The sequence below is a fragment of the Shewanella sp. SM68 genome (assembly GCF_025653925.1).
In the GTDB taxonomy this organism is placed as follows: Bacteria; Pseudomonadota; Gammaproteobacteria; order Enterobacterales; family Shewanellaceae; genus Shewanella; species Shewanella oncorhynchi.
The window spans coordinates 345304-367582 of record NZ_JAKKRU010000001.1 but is presented as its reverse complement, the minus strand read 5'-3'; the positions used below and the strand labels follow the sequence as shown (position 1 = coordinate 367582).

The 22279-nt window shown below is 45.6% G+C and carries 17 protein-coding genes; 13 read left to right on the top strand and 4 right to left on the bottom strand.

All coding sequences use genetic code 11. The features are described 5' to 3' along the window. Window position 1: 1 nt before the first annotated feature. From thiS to L5M40_RS01575, 5 genes are all read left to right on the top strand, one after another. Entirely contained in the window at window positions 2-205 is a 204-nt protein-coding gene (gene thiS / locus L5M40_RS01595; RefSeq protein ID WP_263176198.1) for a sulfur carrier protein ThiS, read from the top strand. A gap of 1 nt (window position 206) precedes the next feature. Continuing rightward, entirely contained in the window at window positions 207-971 is a 765-nt protein-coding gene (locus tag L5M40_RS01590) for a thiazole synthase (protein ID WP_263176197.1), read from the top strand. Beyond that, entirely contained in the window at window positions 968-2083 is a 1116-nt protein-coding gene (gene thiH / locus L5M40_RS01585) for a 2-iminoacetate synthase ThiH (protein WP_263176195.1), read from the top strand. Before L5M40_RS01590 ends, thiH begins: the two co-directional genes overlap by 4 nt. Window positions 2084-2185: 102 nt before the next feature. Continuing rightward, window positions 2186-2449, top strand: coding sequence for a chemotaxis protein (locus L5M40_RS01580; protein WP_131524079.1), 264 nt, complete (start codon window positions 2186-2188; stop codon window positions 2447-2449). A 5-nt stretch (window positions 2450-2454) separates the two neighbouring features. Continuing rightward, a complete protein-coding gene (locus tag L5M40_RS01575) occupies window positions 2455-4668 on the top strand; it encodes a putative metalloprotease CJM1_0395 family protein (protein WP_263176193.1) in 2214 nt (737 codons plus the stop codon). 147 nt (window positions 4669-4815) lie between these two features. Here the strand turns inward: L5M40_RS01575 and L5M40_RS01570 are convergent, their stop codons facing one another. The 4 genes from L5M40_RS01570 to cmoA form a co-directional block, all read right to left on the bottom strand. Further along, on the bottom strand, window positions 4816-5724 hold the full coding sequence (locus L5M40_RS01570; protein WP_113940376.1) for a LysR family transcriptional regulator: 909 nt from the start codon (window positions 5722-5724) through the stop codon (window positions 4816-4818). Between the two features lie 203 nt (window positions 5725-5927). Then, window positions 5928-7787, bottom strand: a complete 1860-nt coding sequence (locus tag L5M40_RS01565) for a M3 family metallopeptidase (protein ID WP_263176191.1) — start codon at window positions 7785-7787, stop codon at window positions 5928-5930. A gap of 295 nt (window positions 7788-8082) precedes the next feature. Next, the gene (cmoB, locus tag L5M40_RS01560) at window positions 8083-9075 is read right to left on the bottom strand and encodes a tRNA 5-methoxyuridine(34)/uridine 5-oxyacetic acid(34) synthase CmoB (protein WP_263176189.1); all 993 of its coding nucleotides are present in this window, start codon (window positions 9073-9075) and stop codon (window positions 8083-8085) included. Then, window positions 9072-9803 (bottom strand): carboxy-S-adenosyl-L-methionine synthase CmoA, encoded by a 732-nt coding sequence (cmoA, locus tag L5M40_RS01555; protein ID WP_006081747.1) that lies wholly within the window; start codon window positions 9801-9803, stop codon window positions 9072-9074. Before cmoA ends, cmoB begins: the two co-directional genes overlap by 4 nt. Window positions 9804-9953: 150 nt before the next feature. Here cmoA and L5M40_RS01550 point away from each other — a divergent pair, with 150 nt between their 5' ends. The 8 genes from L5M40_RS01550 (at window position 9954) to L5M40_RS01515 (ending at window position 22235) form a co-directional block, all read left to right on the top strand. Next, the gene (locus L5M40_RS01550) at window positions 9954-12764 is read left to right on the top strand and encodes a transporter substrate-binding domain-containing protein (RefSeq protein ID WP_263256190.1); all 2811 of its coding nucleotides are present in this window, start codon (window positions 9954-9956) and stop codon (window positions 12762-12764) included. Window positions 12765-12948: 184 nt separating this feature from the next. Then, window positions 12949-14727 (top strand): aspartate--tRNA ligase, encoded by a 1779-nt coding sequence (aspS, locus tag L5M40_RS01545; RefSeq protein ID WP_028759851.1) that lies wholly within the window; start codon window positions 12949-12951, stop codon window positions 14725-14727. 283 nt (window positions 14728-15010) lie between these two features. Further along, a complete protein-coding gene (locus L5M40_RS01540; RefSeq protein WP_198573165.1) occupies window positions 15011-15757 on the top strand; it encodes a YebC/PmpR family DNA-binding transcriptional regulator in 747 nt (248 codons plus the stop codon). A gap of 103 nt (window positions 15758-15860) precedes the next feature. Then, a complete protein-coding gene (gene ruvC / locus L5M40_RS01535; protein ID WP_006081743.1) occupies window positions 15861-16382 on the top strand; it encodes a crossover junction endodeoxyribonuclease RuvC in 522 nt (173 codons plus the stop codon). Further along, window positions 16379-16996 (top strand): Holliday junction branch migration protein RuvA, encoded by a 618-nt coding sequence (ruvA, locus tag L5M40_RS01530; RefSeq protein WP_028759853.1) that lies wholly within the window; start codon window positions 16379-16381, stop codon window positions 16994-16996. Before ruvC ends, ruvA begins: the two co-directional genes overlap by 4 nt. Before the next feature lie 47 nt (window positions 16997-17043). Beyond that, window positions 17044-18048 (top strand): Holliday junction branch migration DNA helicase RuvB, encoded by a 1005-nt coding sequence (gene ruvB / locus L5M40_RS01525; protein ID WP_028759854.1) that lies wholly within the window; start codon window positions 17044-17046, stop codon window positions 18046-18048. 745 nt (window positions 18049-18793) lie between these two features. Next, window positions 18794-21331, top strand: a complete 2538-nt coding sequence (locus tag L5M40_RS01520; protein WP_028759855.1) for a TonB-dependent receptor plug domain-containing protein — start codon at window positions 18794-18796, stop codon at window positions 21329-21331. 223 nt (window positions 21332-21554) lie between these two features. After that, entirely contained in the window at window positions 21555-22235 is a 681-nt protein-coding gene (locus tag L5M40_RS01515) for a response regulator transcription factor (RefSeq protein ID WP_105252565.1), read from the top strand. The last annotated feature ends 44 nt before the right edge of the window (window positions 22236-22279 follow it).

Genomic DNA, 22279 nt, shown 5'->3' with positions numbered 1-22279 from the left:
TATGATTTTAATTCACATAAACAATATCCCGCAGTCGTTATCTGAACCGACGTCACTCGCGGCTGTGATCCTCGCGCAAGATATAGCCCTCGATTCGGTTGCTATCTTGTTGAATGCTGAGGTGGTTCCGCGCAACCGCTGGCAATCTATTCTCTGCCAACATGAAGATAAATTAGAACTTTTCTCAGCTGTAGCGGGAGGCTAGTATGTTAAAGATTGCCGATGTGGAGTTTGAGTCGCGGTTATTTACAGGAACGGGAAAGTTCAGTAATAGCCAAGTGATGATCGAGGCGGTAATGGCTTCAAAATCGCAGTTAGTGACAGTTGCGATGAAAAGAATTGATTTTAAAATGGGGCTTGATGATTTACTCACGCCGTTACGTCAAGCGGGTGTACGGCTATTGCCTAACACTTCGGGGGCGCGAAATGCCAAGGAAGCGGTGTTTGCGGCTGAGCTTGCCCGTGAAATGCTGGGAACTCATTGGATTAAGCTCGAAATCCACCCCGATCCTAAGTACCTGATGCCCGATGCAATTGAAACCTTAGCAGCGGCCAAGATTCTCTGTGATAAAGGCTTTATCGTGTTGCCCTACGTGCATGCCGATCCTGTGCTGTGCCGTCGCTTGGAAGAGGTGGGCTGCGCTGCGGTTATGCCACTGGCGAGTCCGATTGGCAGTAATCAAGGTTTAGTCACTGAAAGCTTTTTAAAAATCATCATAGAGCAGGCGCGGGTGCCAGTGGTGATCGATGCCGGCATTGGCGCACCTTCGCAGGCTGCGCGGGCAATGGAGCTGGGCGCCGATGCGGTGCTCGTTAACACCGCCATCGCCAGCAGCGCGTCGCCGATAGTGATGGCCGAGTGCTTTAAGGAGGCGGTGCAATGCGGTCGGCGAGCCTTTGAAGCTGGGCTTGGCCGAGTACAAACGGGCGCGGTACAGACCAGTCCTCTGACGGGATTTTTAAATCAATGAGTTTTGTAGCGGAATTTGCCAACATCCCACGGGATAAACTGTTACTCGATTTGTATTCTTGCACAGCCCAAGATGTCGAGCGGGCGTTAGTGAGTCCAGTAGGGGATTTACGCAGCTTACTGGCCTTGTTATCACCTGCGGCTGAACCTTATATCGAAACCATGGCACAACATTCAGCGGCGCTTACGCGGCAGAGATTTGGCGCGAATCTGGGCATGTATTTACCGCTATACGTCTCGAATCTGTGCGCTAATGAATGTGATTACTGTGGTTTTAGCATGAGTAACAAACTCAAACGCAAGACCTTGAATGAGCAGGAGTTGATGGCCGAGATGGTCATTATCAAAAATAGGGGGTTCGATTCTATTTTACTGGTGTCGGGTGAGCATGAAACTAAGGTCGGTATCGATTACTTCAAACAAATTTTACCATTGGTAAAGCAGCAATTTAGCCATGTGGCGATAGAGGTCCAGCCCATGAGTGAGGACCATTATCGCCAGTTAGTCGTGCTAGGTTTAGATGCTGTGATGATTTATCAGGAGACCTATCAGCCAGAGACTTATGCTAGCCATCATTCCCGAGGTAAAAAAATGGATTTTGCCTATCGCTTAGCAACACCGGATAGAGTTGCGGCGGCGGGCGTTGATAAAATTGGTCTTGGAGTGTTACTGGGGCTGGATGATTGGCGTTTAGATGCGTTAATGATGGGATATCATATTGACTATTTAGAGCGTCGCTATTGGCGCACTCGCTTTAGTATTTCGCTGCCAAGGTTAAGGCCTTGTACTGGCGGGATCACCCCAAAAGTTATGCTATCGGATTTAGGTTTAGTACAAATGATTTGTGCATTTAGACTTTTTAATCATCAGCTTGATATCAGTATGTCGACAAGGGAAAGCCCTGAGCTGAGGGATAATCTTTTACCACTTGGAATTACTCAAATCAGTGCGGGTAGTTCGACACAACCGGGCGGCTATCAAGCACCCGACAGTCAACTCGATCAATTTGAGATAAGCGATGATCGCAGCGTCGAGCAAGTCATCGAACAGATGCAACGGCAGGGTTTTAATCCCGTATTTAAGGATTGGGAAGCCAATTGGATCACAGGATAAATAAGACCGTAAATAAATGGTGAGAATGCGGATAAAACCTGTACTTTTGCAGGTAATTGGTCAATAATTAACCCATTAATCACAGCGTGCAGGAATACCGTTATGCAAATCCAATCTGCTTATTCATCCGGTCTGCAAGGCTTGCAAAGTGCTCAATCTGGGCTCACTCAAGCAACAATAGATGTGGCTAAACCTACACCGACTCAAAGTGCGGCTCCGGCTGAATCTACAAGAGATGTTGCGCAGCCTGATAAAACCTCGGCATTACTTAACGCTAATGAGTCATTAAGACAAGGGGAAGCGTCAACAGAAGTGATTGAAACTGATTCTGAAACGATAGGTTCGATCATTAATATTAAGGTGTAAATATCATGTCGGTTGTGGCGCTATCACCTAAGGTTGGAGCGCCATCCTCTTCATTTTCGGCACATGATAAGATGCTCAGCTCGAATCTAAGCCAGAGTCAAAGCCAGAGTCAAAGCCAGAGTCACGCTAATAGCACTTATCAAGGAGCCAGCGCTCACACTGCAGGCTCCGCAAAAATTGAAGCGAGTGGTGTCCATGAACTACAGGTTACTGGAACTTCATTTGCTCCAGTTCAAGCCACGCCTATTACTTCATTAGCTGCTAACGTTTCCCAATCTCTCCACTCATCACCGAATGTGTCTTTTGCTGCTTCTAGTGCTGTTTCATCAACTGCAGCACCTGTACTTCCTGTACTGAATGGTGCAAGCCAAGCACCCAAGATCGATCCTTTTTCCGTACCAACGCCAAGGAGCAATCCTCAGGTAAATACGTTAAATGATCGAGCGAGCTTACATGCCGATGCGAGTTTTAGTTTGTTAACAGGACCAAGATCCATTTCTGGTGTACGCGGGGGACAGATTGCGGCACCTATTTCTACTCAGGTATTTTCGCCAGTCGCGGGTACGAGTAATAGCGGACTTGGGGTAAATTCCTTGGCTACAATAAGTCCAAATCTCAGTGTAACGAGCAATATTCCCGTTGATATTTTTACGCCTCTGAGTCCATCAATTGGCACTAGTGGTACTGATATTCCTGCTTTCAATCCATCTAGCACGGGTGATGTTTCTCCAATAATGCCTGATTTAGCTGCAGTGTTTGGACCACAAACTGTCTTTACTGGAGCTGCGTTAGTTGATCCCTCTACGTCTGATTCTGTAATCAACAGTGCTGTAAATAAGAGTATAGCAACGAGTGCAGGGCCTGTTGGTCAGTCAAACTCTGCGCAAGCCTTAGATCAATCAGCTAGCAATGATGTTGCTCAACCGACTGTGTTAGAACAATTTACTCAAGTTTTCGGTGAAGCTCAGGCTCAAGCTGGTCCTGTAGATGCTCCTGCGACAGCGTCTAATCCAGATGATAGTCAACAAGTCTTAGCTGCTGTCTTTGCCCCAAATGATAATCAGCTTGAAAAGCAAGTACAGGAAGAAGAATCGCAGAAACAGCAAATTGCAGCAGCGGAAGAGGCAAAGCAGCAATCACTGGTTCAACAGGCTCAGGAACAAGAGATACAAGCCCAAGAAAAAGTGCAGGCTCAACAGCAACAGCAAGTCGATGAGCTTAAAACTCGAGATTCAGAGGTTAAAGCCCATGAGCATGCCCACGCAACCGTCGGAGGACAATACGCTCAGAGCCCGAGTTTTAAGTATGAAAAGGGTGCTGATGGCCAACGTTACGCCACCGATGGCGAAGTGCAGATTGATGTCTCTCCAGTGGGAGGCGACCCGCTTGCAACGATAAACAAAATGAAGCAAGTTTATGCCGCAGCAATGGCTCCTGTTGACCCGTCATCAGCGGATATCCGTGTTGCCGCGGAAGCCTTGCAAAAAATGAATGAAGCTAAGGTGATGCTGGCAGAGGAGCGACAAAAACAAATTGTTGACTTGCAAACGACTCAAACATTAATAGACGCAGATGCACAAATCAAAGAGTTGCCACCGTTAGAAAAACATACACCTGTAGTGACGGGAGACGTTGATGAGTCCGGTAATATTGCTCAGCCCCAAGAGGCTGTATTCACCCCCGCCTCTACTGCGCTTGATAAGCTAAAACAAGCGATCGAGGCGCAAACGGCCAACACGAGAGTCATTGATACTGGTTCGAAAACCTCTTCTGATATCAGTGACTCAGTCACTACATCGACCACAGTGGAAACGATTGAGCCACCGACCGCAACTTTAGCATTTGGAGAAGCTTCAACTTCAGCGGATTTAGCGACGGGTTTTATCTCAAGATCCGATAGTGCTGCAAGCCGTTATTATGTCGCGGTTGCACAAGCCAGTGCTGGACCTTCAGCTCGTGTCGATATGACGTCGCAAGCCAATATTCAGTCTTCGTATCTGGCATCTTCAAATGAGCTGCTTAGCAATTTGCAATCTACGGATGTTTTGTCCGCAAACGATGTAAATGAGCAGTCTTCAAATATCAGTGCTAGCGCGAATACGAATGTGTCTTTGCAGAGCGAGTTATATGTGAAGGATGACCTTTTACAGGAGACGGGATTTATTCAGCCGCAATATTTGGGTGATCAACAAGCGCGCTATGTCGACTTTAGTGTGTAAGATTAGGCTTTAACTATTCCCATGATTCGCTGTTCATCATCTTTTTCGAAACAACTTCTCAGTACCACTAAGAACTAACCATTTAATCAGCAGTTAGCACTTATCGTTTTGCTCACTCGAATTGATAACTCGTTTGGTATCTTGCTGTTAATGACTATTCGTCGTTTCAATTCCATGCTGTTTTAAAATCAAGGAAGCAAGCAGTTTTGATGCAGGCCCTTGTTGATCCCTATTAGGGATAACTAAGCTCAACATGATGCGACGTTTTTGGCTACCCTCAAGATGTAAACGTACTAGATTACCCGAAGCCAATTCTTCTTGGACTAAGAAAGAGGGGATCCAACAGAAACCAATACCTTGATTTAAAATGACTTTAGCTTCATGGAAGTTAGAGACTGTCCAGCGCTGCTCAGCTTTGAGCCAGCCGATATCAATGTTGGATTGTACACCAGTATCTTTAATCACTAACTGTAAATATTGTGCCAATAGTTTATCGTCTTCAATTGTGCCTAAATCAGCGAGTGGGTGATTTGGATGACAGACGAGGTAGAGTTCTTGTTCACATAAGGGTTCGGATAAATACCCTTTAGGCGGCACCCCTGCACAGATAGCAATATCGACTTTACTCTGCAGAATGAGCTCTTGAGTACCGGTGATCACTGAGTCCAGCATGATGATTCGAGTGCCACGACTGTGGGGCAGAAACGCATTGAGGGCACACACTAAGCTTTCCATCGGATAGATAATTTCACGGGCAATCGTGAGTGTCGGCTCCCACCCTTGTTCAAGATTACTCGCAAGTTGTTCTAACTCGTTGACGGCTTGGGTGACATGCCGTGAGCGGCGCAGCAGCACTTCGCCCTGCGGGGTGAGATAGGCTTTACGGCCTTTGACTTCGAGTAGCTCGATACCTAATTGATGCTGTAATTTGGCAACGGCATGGTTAAGTGACGATTGACTCTTGTTGAGTTTTTCGGCCGCTTGGGCATAGCCGCCAAAATCGACCACCGCTTGCAAAATACGCCATTGTTCTAAGGTAGATTTAGCTCGAGTCATTATAATCTCAAAAAAACGATAGATTGGGGCTTATAGTGGCCACTTCTTACGACTTTTTCAATTAAATATCATAGAGTCAGTCATTTTCACGACATACAGCTAACTATGTCGCGCTAAGTTATTGAGGGGATAGATAGGCGAATAATGACAATTAGCTGTGTTTGCGCCCGAGCGAGTCACAAACACATCCTAAGCATTAACACTTAAAACGCACAAGAACCTATTGCGTCGAAAGCTTGATTGTTGGAGCTGTCAGCATGTTCTGAAGCGGTGCTATTTGAGATCCTTTGGATCAGCGCAGCACTATCAACGGGGGCGTCAATGACCGCTTTTAATTGGTCACTGAAGCTTAAAGCGTCTTCATTGATGACTAATACATTGAATAATTTTAGTTTGTCTTGGCAGTTGAATGTGGATTGAGCTATCAGCTGGGCTAGCGATGCTTGCCAGAGTGATTGGTAGTAGAGCGGTCCTTCGTTGGCGATAGCATTGAAGCTATAAGGATAATCTTGTGTTTGTGGCCAGTCTTGGCCAAAGCTCGCATTAAACTCTGCACCGAGATCGGGGTAGACTTGTGCACTTGAGTTTTGGTAAAAGTTGACTGCAACCTTAGCGCGAAAGACTTTAAGCTGCTTCGAATAAGCTTTAGCCAGTGTTTCACGCTCCTGTAAATAGGTGTGCTCAAATTGCGGAAATAGTTGATGGCGTAGCACTTCAGCTAACCAGAGGCTCGCCACAAAATAGCTATCTTGACTCTGTCCCATGGCATTGTTGAGGTAGAAATGGCTCGCTTTAGCAAGGGAAGTGACAGCCTCTGCGATGGATTCGGTTAATTGCTCAATGTCTTTGTAGTTACTCAGCTGTGGTTTGAGATCCAACGCTTGTTGTCCAAATTGCTGGCCGAGTACACTTTGACGCAATGTCTGCTGTTGACTACCTTGCTGTGGATTTGGGTTATACGCCACATAGATTTCGCCTAACAATCTTTGCTGGTGGTAGACCCTGACGATATGTGGCCGATTGGGATCGGCAGGTATTTTATCGACCTTAGCGGTTTCTATGGTCTCAAAGTGTAAACCAAACACTTGCAGATAAGTAAAGCTGTGACTCAAGACGTCAGAAGTTTGCCATGTCGGCCCCTTGGCTGATGCTTGTTGTGACAGGGTTCGCCCAATATCCCAGGGAGCCACTTGCAGATCTTGGGTTTGGCTATCAAGAAAAGCTTTGACTAATTCAGGGGACGATAACTGCTGCGAACTAAGCACTAATGCGCTGTAATCGGTAAAGCCTGCAGCAGTGGCGGCTTGTTGGCGCTGCTCAGCAATTCGCTCTAATGCCGTTTGATTGGCTTCACTGGCTCTGGCTTGGTAGGCCTGCCATACATTTTGGCGACATACGGCGTTTTCCTGCGTCAGTAAGTAACTGGCGATAGTGCCAGAAAAGTCGCTCTGCTTTGAACTGTCGGGCTTCGGCTCGTCACTTTTATCCTCTTTTTTATGCAGATGTTGCTGCTGAGTCACTTCAGGTTGGCATTGGCTGTCATTGAAGGCAAGACTAAATTGTTGACTGCCTAACCCTTGGCCTATGCTGGCTTGTGCAGTATGTAATTTCGCTTTCTCCTCGGCGCGCCAATGTTGTTGTAGCAATTGTTTAAGCTGTTGGCTCAGCAGTATTTGTTCTGCATTGCCTTGGGCTAAGGCATAGGCGAGTTGGCTCAATTCAGTTTGGCTGAGAAGTTGCGACAGGGTGTCGGCGAGGTGTAGCTGGCATTGCAGTAGACCCTCGCGTTCCTCACTTGGTAAGTTAAACCCACGGTAATAGTTGAGTCTGTCGTTGATATTATTAAGCCCTAACATCTGTTGCTCAAAAATAAGTGCGCGCTGGGCCAAGGTTAATTCAGACGCAGTTAAACGCGCATTGGCGAACACAGTCGCAAGATCAATACTTGGCAAACGCAGGCATTGTTCAACTAAAAGGGGAACAGGGCTTGGCGCCGCATAGGCGGCATTCGTAACATAAAGGCTCAAGCCAAACAGGCTAACCAGTAAAGTGGGTTTTAACATAGGTTATGTGTTCTGCATCTGTGATGGAATGAGTTAACTTTGACTTAGTATCCAATTGAGTTAGCTTCAAGTCATTGTTATGCATGAAACCCTGTTCTGTTCTGGATGTCAACGATAAGGGTGGGAGTCGTAAATGTATTACTATTCAAGGAAGGAGTTACAATGAGCAGCTGAACACTTACATATTCCAGATGAACTAGATGAATGGTGATCTTTCGGCTTTTGATATCAGCCATTACTAACTCAAACCTTGAGGACGCAATGACTGATATCCGCTTACTTCAGACTGAAAAGGTTAGTTTAAATCCTGATTAGGTTGATTTTTCACTGCGATAATCGTGGCGCGTTTGGGCGCAGGATAACCTTCAACCGTTTTGGTGATTTCGTTAGGATCTAGGTATTCAACCAGTGATTCGTTGGGCATCCAGTCGGTACGGCGTTGCTCGGCAAGGGCTGTGACATCGGTATCGACACAACGTATATCAGTGAAATCACACTTCTTTAACCAGAGCATGAGCGCGGCAACAGATGGAATAAACCATACATTATTCATTTTGCCATATCTATCTTGAGGCACGAGTACGGCATTTTCGTCGCCATCTATCACCAAGGTTTCTAGCACGAGCTCACCACCGGTGCGCAATTGATCACGCAGCTGTAACAAGTGATCGATAGGCGAACGTCTGTGATACAAAACGCCCATGGAGAAAACCGTGTCAAATGCATCGAGCGGTGGCAGCTCTTCAATACCCAATGGTAACAGGTGCACTGGGTGATGGGGGCCAGCTAAACGTTTGACGGCTTCAAACTGACATAAAAACAACGGTGAAGGGTCGATACCGACGACACGTTTGGCACCTGAGCCCAACATGCGCCACATGTGATAGCCACTGCCACAACCGACATCGAGCACAGTGCGGTTGTTTAGCGGCGAAATATGTTGCTTAACGCGGTCCCATTTCCAGTCACTGCGCCATTCGGTATCGATATGTATGCCATGAATGTGGAAGGGGCCTTTACGCCATGGCATAAACAGACGCAGCAGGTTTTCTAGCTTCTCTTTTTCGCCTGGGCTGAGTTGCTCGCCGCTACCGACGGTCACGCTATCAACAAAATCCACTTGGTCGGGTGCCGGATAGTGCAGCTTGTTGAGCACTTTTTCCCACTTTGGCAGGTTGCCGTGTTTATGCTCCCGTTGCCACTTGCCTAAAATGCTCGGCAGGGTTTCGAGCCAGTGCTGTAGATTCGAATCGGCGATTTGTTGGTAAAATGAGCTAAAGCTGATCACTTGATGGCCACCATAGAAGCAAAGTTAAAGCATTGGAACCAGAGACTAAAATGGCTAAAGCCTTGGCTGGTGAGTCGTTGTTGATGCGTGGTTAAGGTGTCTGGCTTCATGACATTTTCCAGCGCACTGCGTTTTTGGCTGATCTCAAGTTCGCTGTAACCATTAGCGCGTTTAAAGTCCAAATGTTGCTCTTCCAATAAGGTTTGGATAGGAGCATCTTCGAAGCGAATTTTTTCAGACAGCACTAAAATCCCGCCGGGATTAAGACCCTGATAAATCTTGGCTATCAGGGTTTCTCTGTCTTCTGGTGGTAAAAATTGCAAGGTAAAATTGAGTACCACCAATGACGCATTTTGAATATCGATATCGCGAATATCACCGCAAACCAGATCGACATCCGTATCGCTGACATAGGCATTCAGGTTCTCTTGGCAGCGTGCGACCATAGATTCACTGTTATCTACAGCGATAATGCGGCATTGGCGGCCTTGGATTTGGCGGCGAATACTTAAGGTGGCGGCGCCGAGTGAGCAACCCAAATCGTAAATTTGAGTATTTGGCATGACGAAACGATCTGCAAAATCGCCTATGGTATTGATAATTTGCGTATATCCAGGCACTGAGCGGCGGATCATGTCACTGAAGACGCCTGCTACACGGTTATCAAACTGGAAATCGCTAATATGCTCGCTCGCTTGAGCGTAGATAGTGTCTTGAGAAACGTTCATCTGAGATTTTTCATGGGAATTCAACTGTGCATTTTAACGAATCAGAGCGATTAGCAGCAAGTCTCATGCTAGTAATTTGCGATAAATTTTTGTCTAATACTTAATAGATAACAAAATCGTTACATGTACATCAAGTACTAAGGGCTCAACTTGAAGTTTGTGATCCACTTAATTGTGATCTTGTGCAGCTGTTTTTTGAGCATAACGGGGCAGGCAAGTCCGTTGTCCTCTGAGCCATTAATCATCGTTATGGGTGAGGATAGCTTTCCCTATCAATATGTCGACAACGATGGCGAGCCGACTGGATTACTGGTTGATTTATGGAAAGAGTGGGCTAAACAAAGCCATACCCAAGTCGTTTTTGTGGCGCGCCACTGGCATGAGTCCCTTGATCAACTGCGGCAAGGTAAGGCGCAAGTGCATATCGGCATGGGGAAAATCCCAGAGCGAGAGCAAGAATTTGATTTTGCGGTGCCCATTGCGGATGTGGGCACTTTTTTGTATTTGCATAAATCCTTGCAGGGCAAAAAATCCATCAAAGAACTGATCCCCTTTCAAATTGGTGTGGTAGCGGCTTCATCCCATGAAGCGGAATTACACCGTATCGAACCGCAGCTTGTGTTTAAACGCTACGAAAGTCGTGAGAAATTATTGGTAGGGGTCGCCGCGGGCGAGATCGTAGTCTTTGCGGGGTTAGAAGGCTATTTGAAAGATCCCGACTCATCCCAAGAGATTGCCGCAAACTTTCCCAATACTGCCCGCCTTCAAATTAAGGCGATGCAGTTTGTACCCGCAGTTCAAAAGGGCAATCTTGCATTAGTCGATAAAATCAATAAAGGTTTCACTGCGCTCGATGCGCACTTTATTCAGCAAACGGAGCGACGTTGGCTTGGCTATCAACGTCAACAAGCTGGGATTGTTATTTCGATGCAACTGGGCGTCGAGCCTTTTGTGGACTTAGGGGTCGATGGTTTACCCCATGGCTTGTATGTGGACATGTGGCAACTGTGGTCTGAGAAAACGGGTATTGCCGTTGATTTTATTTCTGGTGATATGAACTCTAGCGTGGACGATGTTCGTCGTGGTCTCGCCGATGCCCATATAGGTTATCCTGAAAGTGATGATGTTAAAACGGGCCTTACTCAGGCTTGGCATTTATATACAGTGAAGAGTCGACTCTTTCTCTATCAGCAACAGTTAACCGATTTAGACAGCTTAAAAGGTAAACGTATTGGTGTGGTGCCGACAGCGCCTTATTTGGTGGAGTTGCGTAAAGCATTACCCCAAGTGTCACTGCGTTATTACGACAGTATGGATGCCATGGTGGCGGGGGCGAGGTCTGGAGAAGTTATCGGTTTTATCGCCGCGGGTGCATGGACATCCCATTATTTACTGCTCAATAAAGGCTGGTCTGACTTTAGCCAGTATCCTGATCTCGAATTTAGCACCAACATTTATGTGTTGACCCGTAGCGATGATGCTGGCCTTACACAGAGGATAGCCAATGGGTTTAACAGTATTAGCAATCAAGAATTTGCTGAGATTGAACATAAATGGATGCTCAATCCTAAAGATCATGTTTTTACCCAAGCTGAGCGCCATGTCAGCCTAAGCCCAGCAGAACAGGCCTATGTGGAAAGTGTAGGCGAACTTAAAGTCGGTTATCTAAAACAATGGCCACCGATGGAGTTTATGGATGATCAGGGTGAGTTTGCGGGGATCAATAGCGATATCGTCAAATTACTCAAGGAACGACTCAAACTTAAGCTCACGCCCGTTGCCTTTGATGATTGGCATTCGTTAATCGAGGCGTTGCAAAAGGGCGAGGTGAGTTTAGCTGGCAGTGTCGCGCAAACGGCGGAGCGCCAGCAGCGTTTAGCGTTTAGTGAAGCCTATTGGCCATCGCCGTGGGCCTTAGTGTCGCAACTGGAACAAGTCTCGGTTTTTAATATTGCTCAGCTCGCAGGTCAAAGGGTGGCTGTGGTTGAGGGATATCATTTGGTGGCGCAATTGATGAGTCTGGAGCCTTCGCTCAAGTTAGTCATTGTGCCAAATACGCAGGCCGGATTAGCGGCAGTGACGAATGGCAATGCGGATGTGTTTATCGATAAAGTGGTGACTTTAGCTTCTGAGCTTAAAACCAGCCACTATCCGACATTAAAAATGTCGCTGCTCAGTGATCTCGCCGATCAACACAGTCATATTGGTGTTTATCCTCAATTTGCGCCGCTGGTGCCGCTGATTAATAAAGCTTTGGCTTTGGTTGATGCTCAACACCAGCAAAAAATATATACGCGCTGGGTGTCATTTTCTGTGGCGACAGAGAGTGCTAAATATCTGCAATGGCTGCGTTATATCGTGTTTGGCGTGATAATCTTGTGCTTAGTGATGGTGGCTGTGTTGTTAGTGAATCGCCGCTTAAATCGTGAAATCACCCAGCGATTGGTGGCAGAAAAACGTTTGCTGCATGTGGCTAATCATGATGCTTTAACTCAGTTGCCCAATCGTGCCTTACTTGATGACAGACTAACCCAAGCTTTGCTATCTCATCGCAGAGAACAGGCACATTTCGCTTTGTTATTCATCGATCTCGATGGTTTTAAACAAATCAATGACCAACATGGTCATCCTATTGGCGATGAATTACTGGTACTGGTCGCCCAAAAGTTAACCAAGGTTATCCGTGGATCAGATACCGTTGCGCGATTTGGCGGCGATGAGTTTGTTATCCTGCTAAATCGTGTGCAAGATCTCGATGCCGTTACCCAAGTTGCTGATAATATTCTACAGGCACTGTCGAGCCCTTTGCTTATTCAAGGCGTCAGTGTCAGCATAGCCGTTAGTATCGGCGTGGTGATTTACCCCCGCGATGGTGACACCGCAATAGGTTTGTTGAAAAAAGCCGATCAGCTTATGTACCAAGCAAAAAGTAGCGGCGGGCGTTGTTATCGCTCAGCTTGATGTTTTTTTGAACGCTCATGCTCAGATAGTGCGTTCGCCTCTAGTCAAGGGCGTAAAACTGTTTGATACTTCACCGCCTAAGTGTGAAGTACTTTGGTAATCGGCATTATTTTACTATAATGCCGCTTTTATCTCGTTTTGATTATTTCCAAAGCACCGGTTTCCGGATAAAGGATAGAGTTAGATGCGCAGTCATTATTGTGGAGACGTCAATAAGTCTCACGTTGGACAAGAAGTTACCTTGGTAGGTTGGGTTAATCGTAGCCGTGATTTGGGTGGCGTTGTCTTTTTAGATTTAAGAGACAGAGAAGGTCTCATCCAAGTGGTCTATGATCCAGACTTACCTGAGGTGTTCAATGTCGCTAGCACGCTGCGCGCCGAATTTTGCGTTCAGGTCAAAGGCTTAGTTCGTGCCCGTCCTGATAGCCAAGTCAATGGTCAAATGAAGACGGGTGAGATTGAAGTCTTAGGTCAAGCCTTGACGATTATCAACGCTGCCGATCCACTGCCATTGAGCATGGATAACTACCAGAACAACAGCGAAGAGCAACGTCTTAAGTATCGTTACTTAGATTTACGTCGTCCAGAAATGGCGCAGCGATTAATTTTCCGCGCTAAAGTGACCAGTTCTGTGCGTCGTTTCCTCGACTCAAACGGTTTCTTAGACATAGAAACACCGATCCTGACCAAGGCAACCCCAGAAGGTGCCCGCGATTATTTAGTACCAAGCCGTACTTATAAAGGTCAGTTCTTTGCCTTGCCACAATCGCCACAGTTGTTTAAACAGTTGCTGATGATGTCAGGCTTTGATCGTTACTACCAAATCGTAAAATGCTTCCGTGATGAAGACTTACGTGCCGACCGTCAGCCAGAATTCACCCAAATCGATATCGAAACGTCTTTCATGAGCTCTGAGCAAGTGATGGCGAAAACCGAAGAGATGATGCGTGGTCTGTTCCTTGAAATGCTGAACGTCGATCTCGGCGAGTTCCCGCGCATGACTTACAACGAAGCGATGCGTCGTTTTGGTTCAGATAAGCCAGATTTACGTAACCCATTAGAGCTGGTGGACATTGCCGATTTACTCAAAGAAGTCGAATTTGCGGTATTCTCTGGTCCTGCGAACGATGAAGAAGGCCGTGTTGCTGCACTGCGTATTCCGGGCGGCGCTGCACTGTCTCGTAAGCAAATCGATGATTACACTAAATTTGTTGGCATCTATGGCGCTAAAGGCTTAGCGTGGATGAAGATTAATGATCTAAGCCTTGGCTTAGAAGGCATTCAATCACCTGTGCTAAAATTCTTAAACGAAAGCATAGTCAATGAAATCGTGAGCCGCACTGGCGCGCAAACTGGTGACATTATCCTGTTTGGTGCAGATCAGGCGACTGTGGTTGCCGAATCTATGGGCGCACTGCGTCTTAAAGCGGGCGAAGATTTTAGCTTATTGCAAGGTGAATGGCGTCCACTGTGGGTAGTTGACTTCCCAATGTTTGAGAAAATCAACGGCAACTTCCACGCGGTTCACCATCCGTTCACCGCACCGCGTGGTGTAACGGCAGCTGAACTTGAAGCTAACCCAGCAAATCGTGTTTCTGATGCTTACGATATGGTATTAAACGGCTGCGAATTAGGCGGTGGTTCAGTGCGTATCCACAACCAAGAAATGCAGTCTGCGGTATTCCGTATTCTGGGCATTACTGACGATGAAGCTAAAGAGAAGTTCGGCTTCCTGTTAGAAGCGCTGCGTTACGGCACACCGCCACATGCTGGTTTAGCGTTTGGTTTAGACCGCATCATCATGCTGATGACGGGCGCAAGCTCAATCCGTGATGTGATGGCGTTCCCGAAAACCACCACTGCCGCTTGTCCGCTGACTAACGCGCCTGGTTTTGCCAATCCGCAGCAATTAGCTGAACTTGGTATTGCCGTGGTTGAGAAAGCTGTTAAAGCTGAAGACTGATCTTTTGTAAGAGGGCTTTGTAAGGCGACTTTTGTAAATCGACATTATGTAAATCGTTTTAGTGTAAGTCGATTTGGGTTAACCCTTGTCAGTTATTTTTAGTCGTACCGAAAACCGAGGCATGAGCCTCGGTTTGTTTTAGTGAACCGTCATTCCACCGCTTATCAATATCTGTTAGTTCAATCCTTTAAGTAAATAGCCGTTATTTAGTCTTATTCCACCTTCGGCTCTTGATAAGCTTTGCGATGGCACCTAGATGATACCTAAGTAGAGGAGACTTCCCATGGCAGGTCACAGTAAATGGGCCAACATTAAGCACCGTAAAGCGGCTCAAGATGCTAAACGCGGTAAACTCTTTACTAAATTCATTCGCGAGTTAACCGTTGCAGCCCGTGAAGGTGGCTCAGATCCCGACTCTAATCCACGATTACGTGTCGCCATCGATAAAGCCCTCGGTGGTAATATGACCCGAGACACGGTTGAGCGCGCGATTAAACGTGGCGCCGGTGAATTAGAAGGCCAGCAACTCGAAACCATTCTCTATGAAGGTTATGGCCCAGGCGGCACCGCTGTGATGGTTGAAACCATGACGGACAATCGTAATCGTACTGTGAGTGGTGTACGTAATGCGTTTAGTAAATCGGGCGGTAACTTAGGCACGGATGGTTCGGTTTCTTACCTGTTCACTAAGCGTGGAGTGTTATCCTATGCGCCGGGAACCGATGAAGATGCATTAATGGAAGCGGCGCTTGAAGCGGGCGCGGAAGATATTGTCAGCTATGATGATGGTGCTGTGGATGTGTTTACCGATCCCGTTGATTTCTATACGGTGAAAGAGCAGCTCGATAAAGCCCATTTTGTGGCGGATAATGCCGAAATTGCGATGATAGCCTCGACGAAAGCTGAGCTTGATCTAGAAACCGCCGAAAAATTTATGCGCCTTATCGACACCCTTGAAGATCACGATGATGTGCAAGAGGTGTATCATAATGCGGAAATCTCCGATGATGTGATGGCAAGCCTAGGCTAGATTGACTGTGAGCTGAATTGGGGCGTCAATTGATGCCCATTTCAGCTCGCAAACGCTAACGTAGGAACAGGGACGCAAATGTAGATCCCAAATAAGGTATTGAATGGCAATTATTTTAGGTGTTGACCCAGGTTCACGGATCACAGGCTACGGCGTGATCCAATGTCAGGGACGGCATCAGATTTACCTCGGCAGTGGCTGTATTCGCACTTCGTCTGAAGAACTGCCTGGCAGGCTCAAGCAAATATTTGATGGGATCACTGAGATTATTCGTCAGTATCAACCGGACGAATTTGCGATTGAGCGCGTATTTATGGCAAAAAATGCCGATTCTGCGCTCAAGTTAGGCCAAGCACGCGGCGCAGCCATTGTTGCTGCCACAGTCGCCAATTTACCTGTGGCCGAATACAGTGCGACTCAAATTAAGAGCGCCGTCGTGGGTACGGGGCGAGCACAGAAAGCCCAAGTACAACACATGATCCAACAACTACTTAAATTACCCGCAGCCCCACAAGCTGACGCCGCAGATGCACTCGGTGTTGCTGTGTGTCATTATCACACCAGCCAGAGTTTAATTGCATTGAGTGGCCGGGCAACGGCAAGAACATACGGACGGTACAGATGATAGGTCGTTTACGGGGCGTGCTCGTTGAGAAACAAGCACCAGAAATTTTGATCGATGTTAACGGTGTGGGTTACGAGTTGCAGATGCCGCTTACTAGCTTTTATGAGCTGCCTGAAGTTAATCATGAAACTATGGTTTACACCCACTTTGTGGTTCGTGAAGATGCACAACTACTCTATGGTTTTATCACTAAGCAGGAAAGGGCGTTATTTCGCTTACTGATCAAGACCAATGGTGTCGGTCCCAAGCTCGCACTGACCATTTTATCAGGCATGACTGCCGCAGAATTTGTGGGTTGCGTTGAGCGCGATGACATAGTGACCTTAGTGAAATTACCGGGTGTCGGCAAGAAGACCGCCGAGCGGTTACTGGTAGAAATGCGCGATAAGCTCAAGAGCTTGATGGAAGCCTCAGCAGGCTCAGAGCGTGAGTTCGTGCTGCAATCCAATTACTCACCCGCACCGACAGTCAATAGCGCCGAAGAAGATGCTATTTCAGCTTTAATTTCGCTGGGTTATAAACCACCGCAGGCGAGCAAATCGGTTTCTGCAGCCTACAAAGAGGGCATGGATTCAGAAACTCTGATCAAAGCCGCCCTTAAATCGATGCTTTAATTGAACAATGATGATAATTAAGATGAAAGCTGCGATAAGGAATAATAATGATTGAGGCAGACAGACTCATCCAGCCGCAGATCCAAGCTCAAGATGAATCCATCGATAGGGCGATGCGCCCTAAAATGCTCGATGAATACACGGGTCAAGATGACACTCGGGCACAGCTTAAGGTGTTTATTCAAGCGGCAAAGAATCGTAATGAAGCCTTAGATCATATGTTGATTTACGGTCCGCCGGGATTGGGTAAAACCACCTTAGCCATGATTGTTGCGAACGAGATGGGGGTGAACATTAAATCCACCTCTGGGCCTGTGCTGGAAAAAGCGGGCGATCTCGCCGCGCTTTTGACCAATCTCGAATCCGGTGATGTGTTATTCATCGATGAAATCCACCGATTAAGCCCTGTGGTGGAGGAGATTTTGTATCCGGCGATGGAAGATTATCAGCTGGATATCATGATAGGTGAAGGGCCGGCAGCGCGTTCCATCAAACTCGATTTACCGCCGTTCACTCTAGTGGGGGCGACAACACGGGCAGGGGCTTTGACTTCACCACTTCGGGCGCGTTTTGGGATCCCGCTACGGCTTGAATTCTATAACATCAAAGATTTAAGCACCATAGTCACGCGTTCGGCGCAGGTGATGGAACTGGATATTGATGCTGAAGGTGCATTTGAAATCGCACGCCGTTCACGTGGTACACCACGGATAGCTAACCGACTGCTTCGCCGCGTGCGGGATTACGCGCAGGTGAAGCATGATGGCGCTGTCACTAAGTTTGTTGCTGACCATGCACTAGACTTGCTGGATGTCGATAATGAAGGTTTTGATTACATGGATCGCAAGTTACTACTCGCCATTATCGATAAGTTTATGGGTGGCCCAGTTGGACTCGATAACTTAGCAGCAGCCATAGGCGAAGAACGCGAAACCATTGAAGATGTGCTAGAGCCCTTTTTGATCCAGCAAGGTTTTATCCAACGCACGCCCCGCGGCCGTATTGCAACCGCACGGGCATATCAACATTTCGAATTGATCAAACCCGAGTAATCATCATTTTGATGATACAGACTCTAAGAGGCGACCTAAGTGGTCGCTTTTTTTATAAAGAAAATTTGTCCTTGAATGTGGTCCGTATGAGATGTAAGTCATTTATTTAAGAATAAGAAATAGGGAGTGTTTAGAGGGATTGGAAGCTAATACTTATATTTAAAATTAATATGCAAGATCAGTAACAAATAGTCATTTCAAAGACGTGTAGAATTATTTGTACCTTAATTGTTAAACCATAATTTTAGACGTTGTTAAAATGCATAATTAGCACAATTGATACATAGTGTATCTCTGTTTTAATGCAATTTATCTATGTTTATCGGTATTTTAGCGCTTTGGCTATCTGTGGATATTGCTAGATATGCAGATTTAACAATAGTTAATCAATACACTGTTCTTCTAGATAACTTTAATAAGGATTAAAAAGTGTGATCCGCATCACATTTTTTAATGTGCAAAATGTTGCATTCATGTTTCTTATTAACAGTCTTAAAATCTGCTTAATATCCACATCTTGGTGATTAACTCTGTATAAGAGTGGTAAATAAGGGTATTAAAAAATAGCATTCAAATTAATTAACCAAATAAATCACAATAATTAACAATTTGTTTTTGTTGGTTAAAATTTTGAGCATTGACGGAGTTAAAGTGAATCCTCAGTATCAGGTGCAACACTAGTACAGCAATAGCTGTACAAGCTGTAAGCATAAAAATAATAGTAAGATCTAGGGAGCATTCATACATGATCAAAAGAACTAAAGTAGCGTCAGCTATTAACTTAGCTATCGTTGCATCTATCACTACTGGTGCATTTGTTACGTCAAGCGCATTTGCTGCTGAAGAAAAAGCAAAAGTTGAACGTATTGAAGTGACAGGTTCACGCATTCAACGCCAAGATATGGAAACAGCATCTCCTGTGACCGTTATTGATGCTGCTGCGATTAAAGCGGAAGGTTTTACTTCTGTTGACCAAATGCTGCAAGTACAGACTTCGATGGCGGGTGCGGCAATTGGTTCAACAACAAACAACGGTGCAGACGGTGTTGCACAAGTTGATTTACGTGGCATGGGTTCACAACGTACGCTTGTGTTATTAAACGGTCGCCGCATGGTGAACTCTGGTTCCGGTGCTAACAGCTCTGTGGATTTGAACTCTATTCCAGTCGCTATGATTGCACGTGTTGAAATTCTGAAAGACGGCGCTTCAGCTGTTTACGGTTCTGATGCGATTGCTGGTGTAGTGAATATTATCACTAAGAAAGACTTTGAAGGTTTCCAGCTCGATTTTAACGGTAGTGGCACTGACAAGGGTGACGGTAAAAATGGCGACGTAAGTGCACTATACGGTTTCAATACCGATGGTGGTAATTACACCTTTGGTGCTGCTTTTTCTGACCGTCGTGGCGTGATCCAAGGTGACCGTGATTGGACTGAACCTGGTGCAAGTTCATTTATCCCTGAAGGTACTTTAGGCGGCAAGATTAAAGATGCCAATGGCAACTGGGTAGACCGTTCATACGGTTATGATTTTACCCAAGATAGTTACTATCAAACACCAAGTGAACGTCGTAGTTTATTTGCTAACATGACTCAAGAGTTAGGTAATGATGTTGTGTTAACTGCAGATGCTATTTATACCAACCGTCGTTCTAACCAGCAAATGGCTGCTCAACCCGCTGATCTTATGCTAAATGTTTGTGGCGCGGCGGGCGTTCCAGCCGGAGCTCCATGTGTAACGCTTGATAGCGGCATGATCGCAGCAGGTATTAAAGCCGATGATAAGGGTTTAGTTAACTATCGTCGCCGGACTAACGATGTAGGTCCTCGTATTTATACTCAGGATACTGATACTTGGCGTTTATCAGGTGGCTTAGCGGGCACCTTAGATGTTCATACTGGTATGAACTGGGATGTAACCTACACCTATGGTAAAAACCAAGCTAAAACTGCAGTAGATAATTCTATCAATGCATCAGATATGCTTGATTCGATCTATGCAAATCCTAATGCATGGTTTAGTGGCACCCCATTAACACAGCAAATGATTAACGAAATCGGTTATTCAGAGCAAGCAAATGGTGGTAATGAGCAACAAACACTTTCTGCTGGTTTAAATGGCGAATTGTTTGATTTAAAAGCAGGTGCCGTTGGTTTTGCGATTGGTGCAGAATACCGTCGTGAAAGTGGTTTTTATAATCCTGATCCTGTAGTTGTTGCTGGTGAAAGTACTGCTGCTCAACAAGACCCTACAGATGGTAACTATAACGTTATTTCTATTTTCCAAGAAGTAAGTGTGCCTTTCACTGAGAAATTAACGGGTGAATTTGCGCTACGTTTAGATGATTACTCTACTTTTGGTAAAGCAACCACTTGGAAGATTGGCTTAACTTATGCAGCAACGGATGAGTTAATGGTTCGTGGTGTAGCGGCTACTGGTTTCCGTGCTCCAAGTGTTGCTGAATTGTATGGTGGTAACTCAGGTTCGTTTGATTATTTAGATGATCCATGGGGCAATGCTCAAGATCCACAAATTTTAGTAAATCGTACATCAGATCCAGATTTAAAGCCTGAAGAATCAGAGTCTTATACGGCTGGTTTAGTGTATTCGCCAAGCTATCTTGATGGTATGTCTGTGACTTTGGATTACTGGAGTTTCAAAGTTGATAACGCGATTGCACGTATGGACACTCAAGCAGGTCTAGATGCATGTCATAGATTCCAAGTAGATGGCGATGCAACAGGTGCAGCATCTTGTGAAATTTTCAATATCGGCGCTAATGGCGATTTAGATAATTTAACGAATGCTTTAACTAACGTGGGTACACAAGACACGAGTGGTGTAGATTTCAACTTAGCCTACAGCTTTGAGCTTATTGGTTTAGATTGGAAACTAAACAATGACACAACTTACTTAGTTAACTTCGAGCAGGATGGTGAAAGCTATACTGGTACTATTGATGGTAACTTTGGTGCTTATGCCCGAGTTCGTAACAACTTTAGCTTGTCAGCGGGTCAAGATGATTGGAGTGTTATGTACTTCAATCGTTATATCGGCGGAATGACAGATCTAGCTCAAGGTACTGATGTAGACTCAATTTTGTACCATAACATTTCTGGTACTTATCATATCAATGATATGACGACTGTCAGTTTAGGCGTTAAGAATTTCACTGATGAAAAACCAGTTACTGTTTCTAACGGTAGCGATGGTGGTACAGTTCCACAAGTATATGACACAGTCGGCCGCGTGATTTACGGTGGTGTAACTGTTAAATTCTAAGCTAAGTTCAGACTCTTAGTTTCTAAAAAGCGCCTTAGGGCGCTTTTTTATTGGGAGTTTATGAGATGATTTTAGAGTCGCTAATCATCAGTTGATTGGTTGTTAATATCGTATTTTGTTCACAGTTTTCAACATCACACTTCTTAACGAATGTAATAGCGCTAGAGTCGTCTCGATTCGCATGGTAATATAAATGATATAGATTCTCGTTTGGGCTTTAAGGATGAGTAAAATACTCTTGGTCGATGATGATCCATTGTTTAGCGTTTGGTTAGCTGATGCCCTATGTACACAAGGGCATGAGGTTAAGTGTGCGGTTAATGGCATCGAGGGTCTGGCATGCATTGACAGTTTTGCTCCAGACATCATAGTGCTTGATTTAGTGATGCCACAGATGAATGGATTTGAGTTGCTAAAAGCGCGTGAATGTTCAACGCCAGTATTGATGATTTCAGCACGTGACAATGAAGATGATCGCATCACTGGTTATGAATTGGGGGCAGATGATTTTCTGAGTAAGCCGTTTAGCATAAAAGAGATTTTTGTCCGCTTACGAGCCTTAGAGCGGCGTCTCTGTGCCGGTCACTCTCACTCGCCGCAAATGGCGACTGTGGCGGCTAAAGTGATTAACTTCGATGAAATGAGCTATAGGATCACTATTGGCACCCGCTATGTCGATTTGACCCAAACCGAGTTTAAATTATTTAAATATCTTTTTGAAAGAAAAGGCCAAGTCATCACTAAGCAAGAGTTGCAGCGCTCAGTGCTACAGAAAGATTTGGGCCGATTTGACCGTAATCTAGACATGCATATTAGTAACACTCGCCGTAAGCTAGCCAATATCAGCTTGCCGCGTAATTTGATAAATACAGTACGAGGCCAAGGTTATAGTTTTATGGTCTAACATCTTCATTAATTTATAGCGAAAGGCTCTTTTTTTTTATAGCG

What these genes read in the sequence shown, in the direction of transcription:
- thiS (WP_263176198.1), top strand. Translation starts at nt 2, where the DNA reads ATGATTTTAATTCACATAAACAATATCCCGCAGTCGTTATCTGAACCG.
- L5M40_RS01590 (WP_263176197.1), top strand. Translation starts at nt 207, where the DNA reads ATGTTAAAGATTGCCGATGTGGAGTTTGAGTCGCGGTTATTTACAGGA.
- thiH (WP_263176195.1), top strand. Translation starts at nt 968, where the DNA reads ATGAGTTTTGTAGCGGAATTTGCCAACATCCCACGGGATAAACTGTTA.
- L5M40_RS01580 (WP_131524079.1), top strand. Translation starts at nt 2,186, where the DNA reads ATGCAAATCCAATCTGCTTATTCATCCGGTCTGCAAGGCTTGCAAAGT.
- L5M40_RS01575 (WP_263176193.1), top strand. Translation starts at nt 2,455, where the DNA reads ATGTCGGTTGTGGCGCTATCACCTAAGGTTGGAGCGCCATCCTCTTCA.
- L5M40_RS01570 (WP_113940376.1), bottom strand. Translation starts at nt 5,724, where the DNA reads ATGACTCGAGCTAAATCTACCTTAGAACAATGGCGTATTTTGCAAGCG.
- L5M40_RS01565 (WP_263176191.1), bottom strand. Translation starts at nt 7,787, where the DNA reads ATGTTAAAACCCACTTTACTGGTTAGCCTGTTTGGCTTGAGCCTTTAT.
- cmoA (WP_006081747.1), bottom strand. Translation starts at nt 9,803, where the DNA reads ATGAACGTTTCTCAAGACACTATCTACGCTCAAGCGAGCGAGCATATT.
- aspS (WP_028759851.1), top strand. Translation starts at nt 12,949, where the DNA reads ATGCGCAGTCATTATTGTGGAGACGTCAATAAGTCTCACGTTGGACAA.
- L5M40_RS01540 (WP_198573165.1), top strand. Translation starts at nt 15,011, where the DNA reads ATGGCAGGTCACAGTAAATGGGCCAACATTAAGCACCGTAAAGCGGCT.
- ruvC (WP_006081743.1), top strand. Translation starts at nt 15,861, where the DNA reads ATGGCAATTATTTTAGGTGTTGACCCAGGTTCACGGATCACAGGCTAC.
- ruvA (WP_028759853.1), top strand. Translation starts at nt 16,379, where the DNA reads ATGATAGGTCGTTTACGGGGCGTGCTCGTTGAGAAACAAGCACCAGAA.
- ruvB (WP_028759854.1), top strand. Translation starts at nt 17,044, where the DNA reads ATGATTGAGGCAGACAGACTCATCCAGCCGCAGATCCAAGCTCAAGAT.
- L5M40_RS01520 (WP_028759855.1), top strand. Translation starts at nt 18,794, where the DNA reads ATGATCAAAAGAACTAAAGTAGCGTCAGCTATTAACTTAGCTATCGTT.
- L5M40_RS01515 (WP_105252565.1), top strand. Translation starts at nt 21,555, where the DNA reads ATGAGTAAAATACTCTTGGTCGATGATGATCCATTGTTTAGCGTTTGG.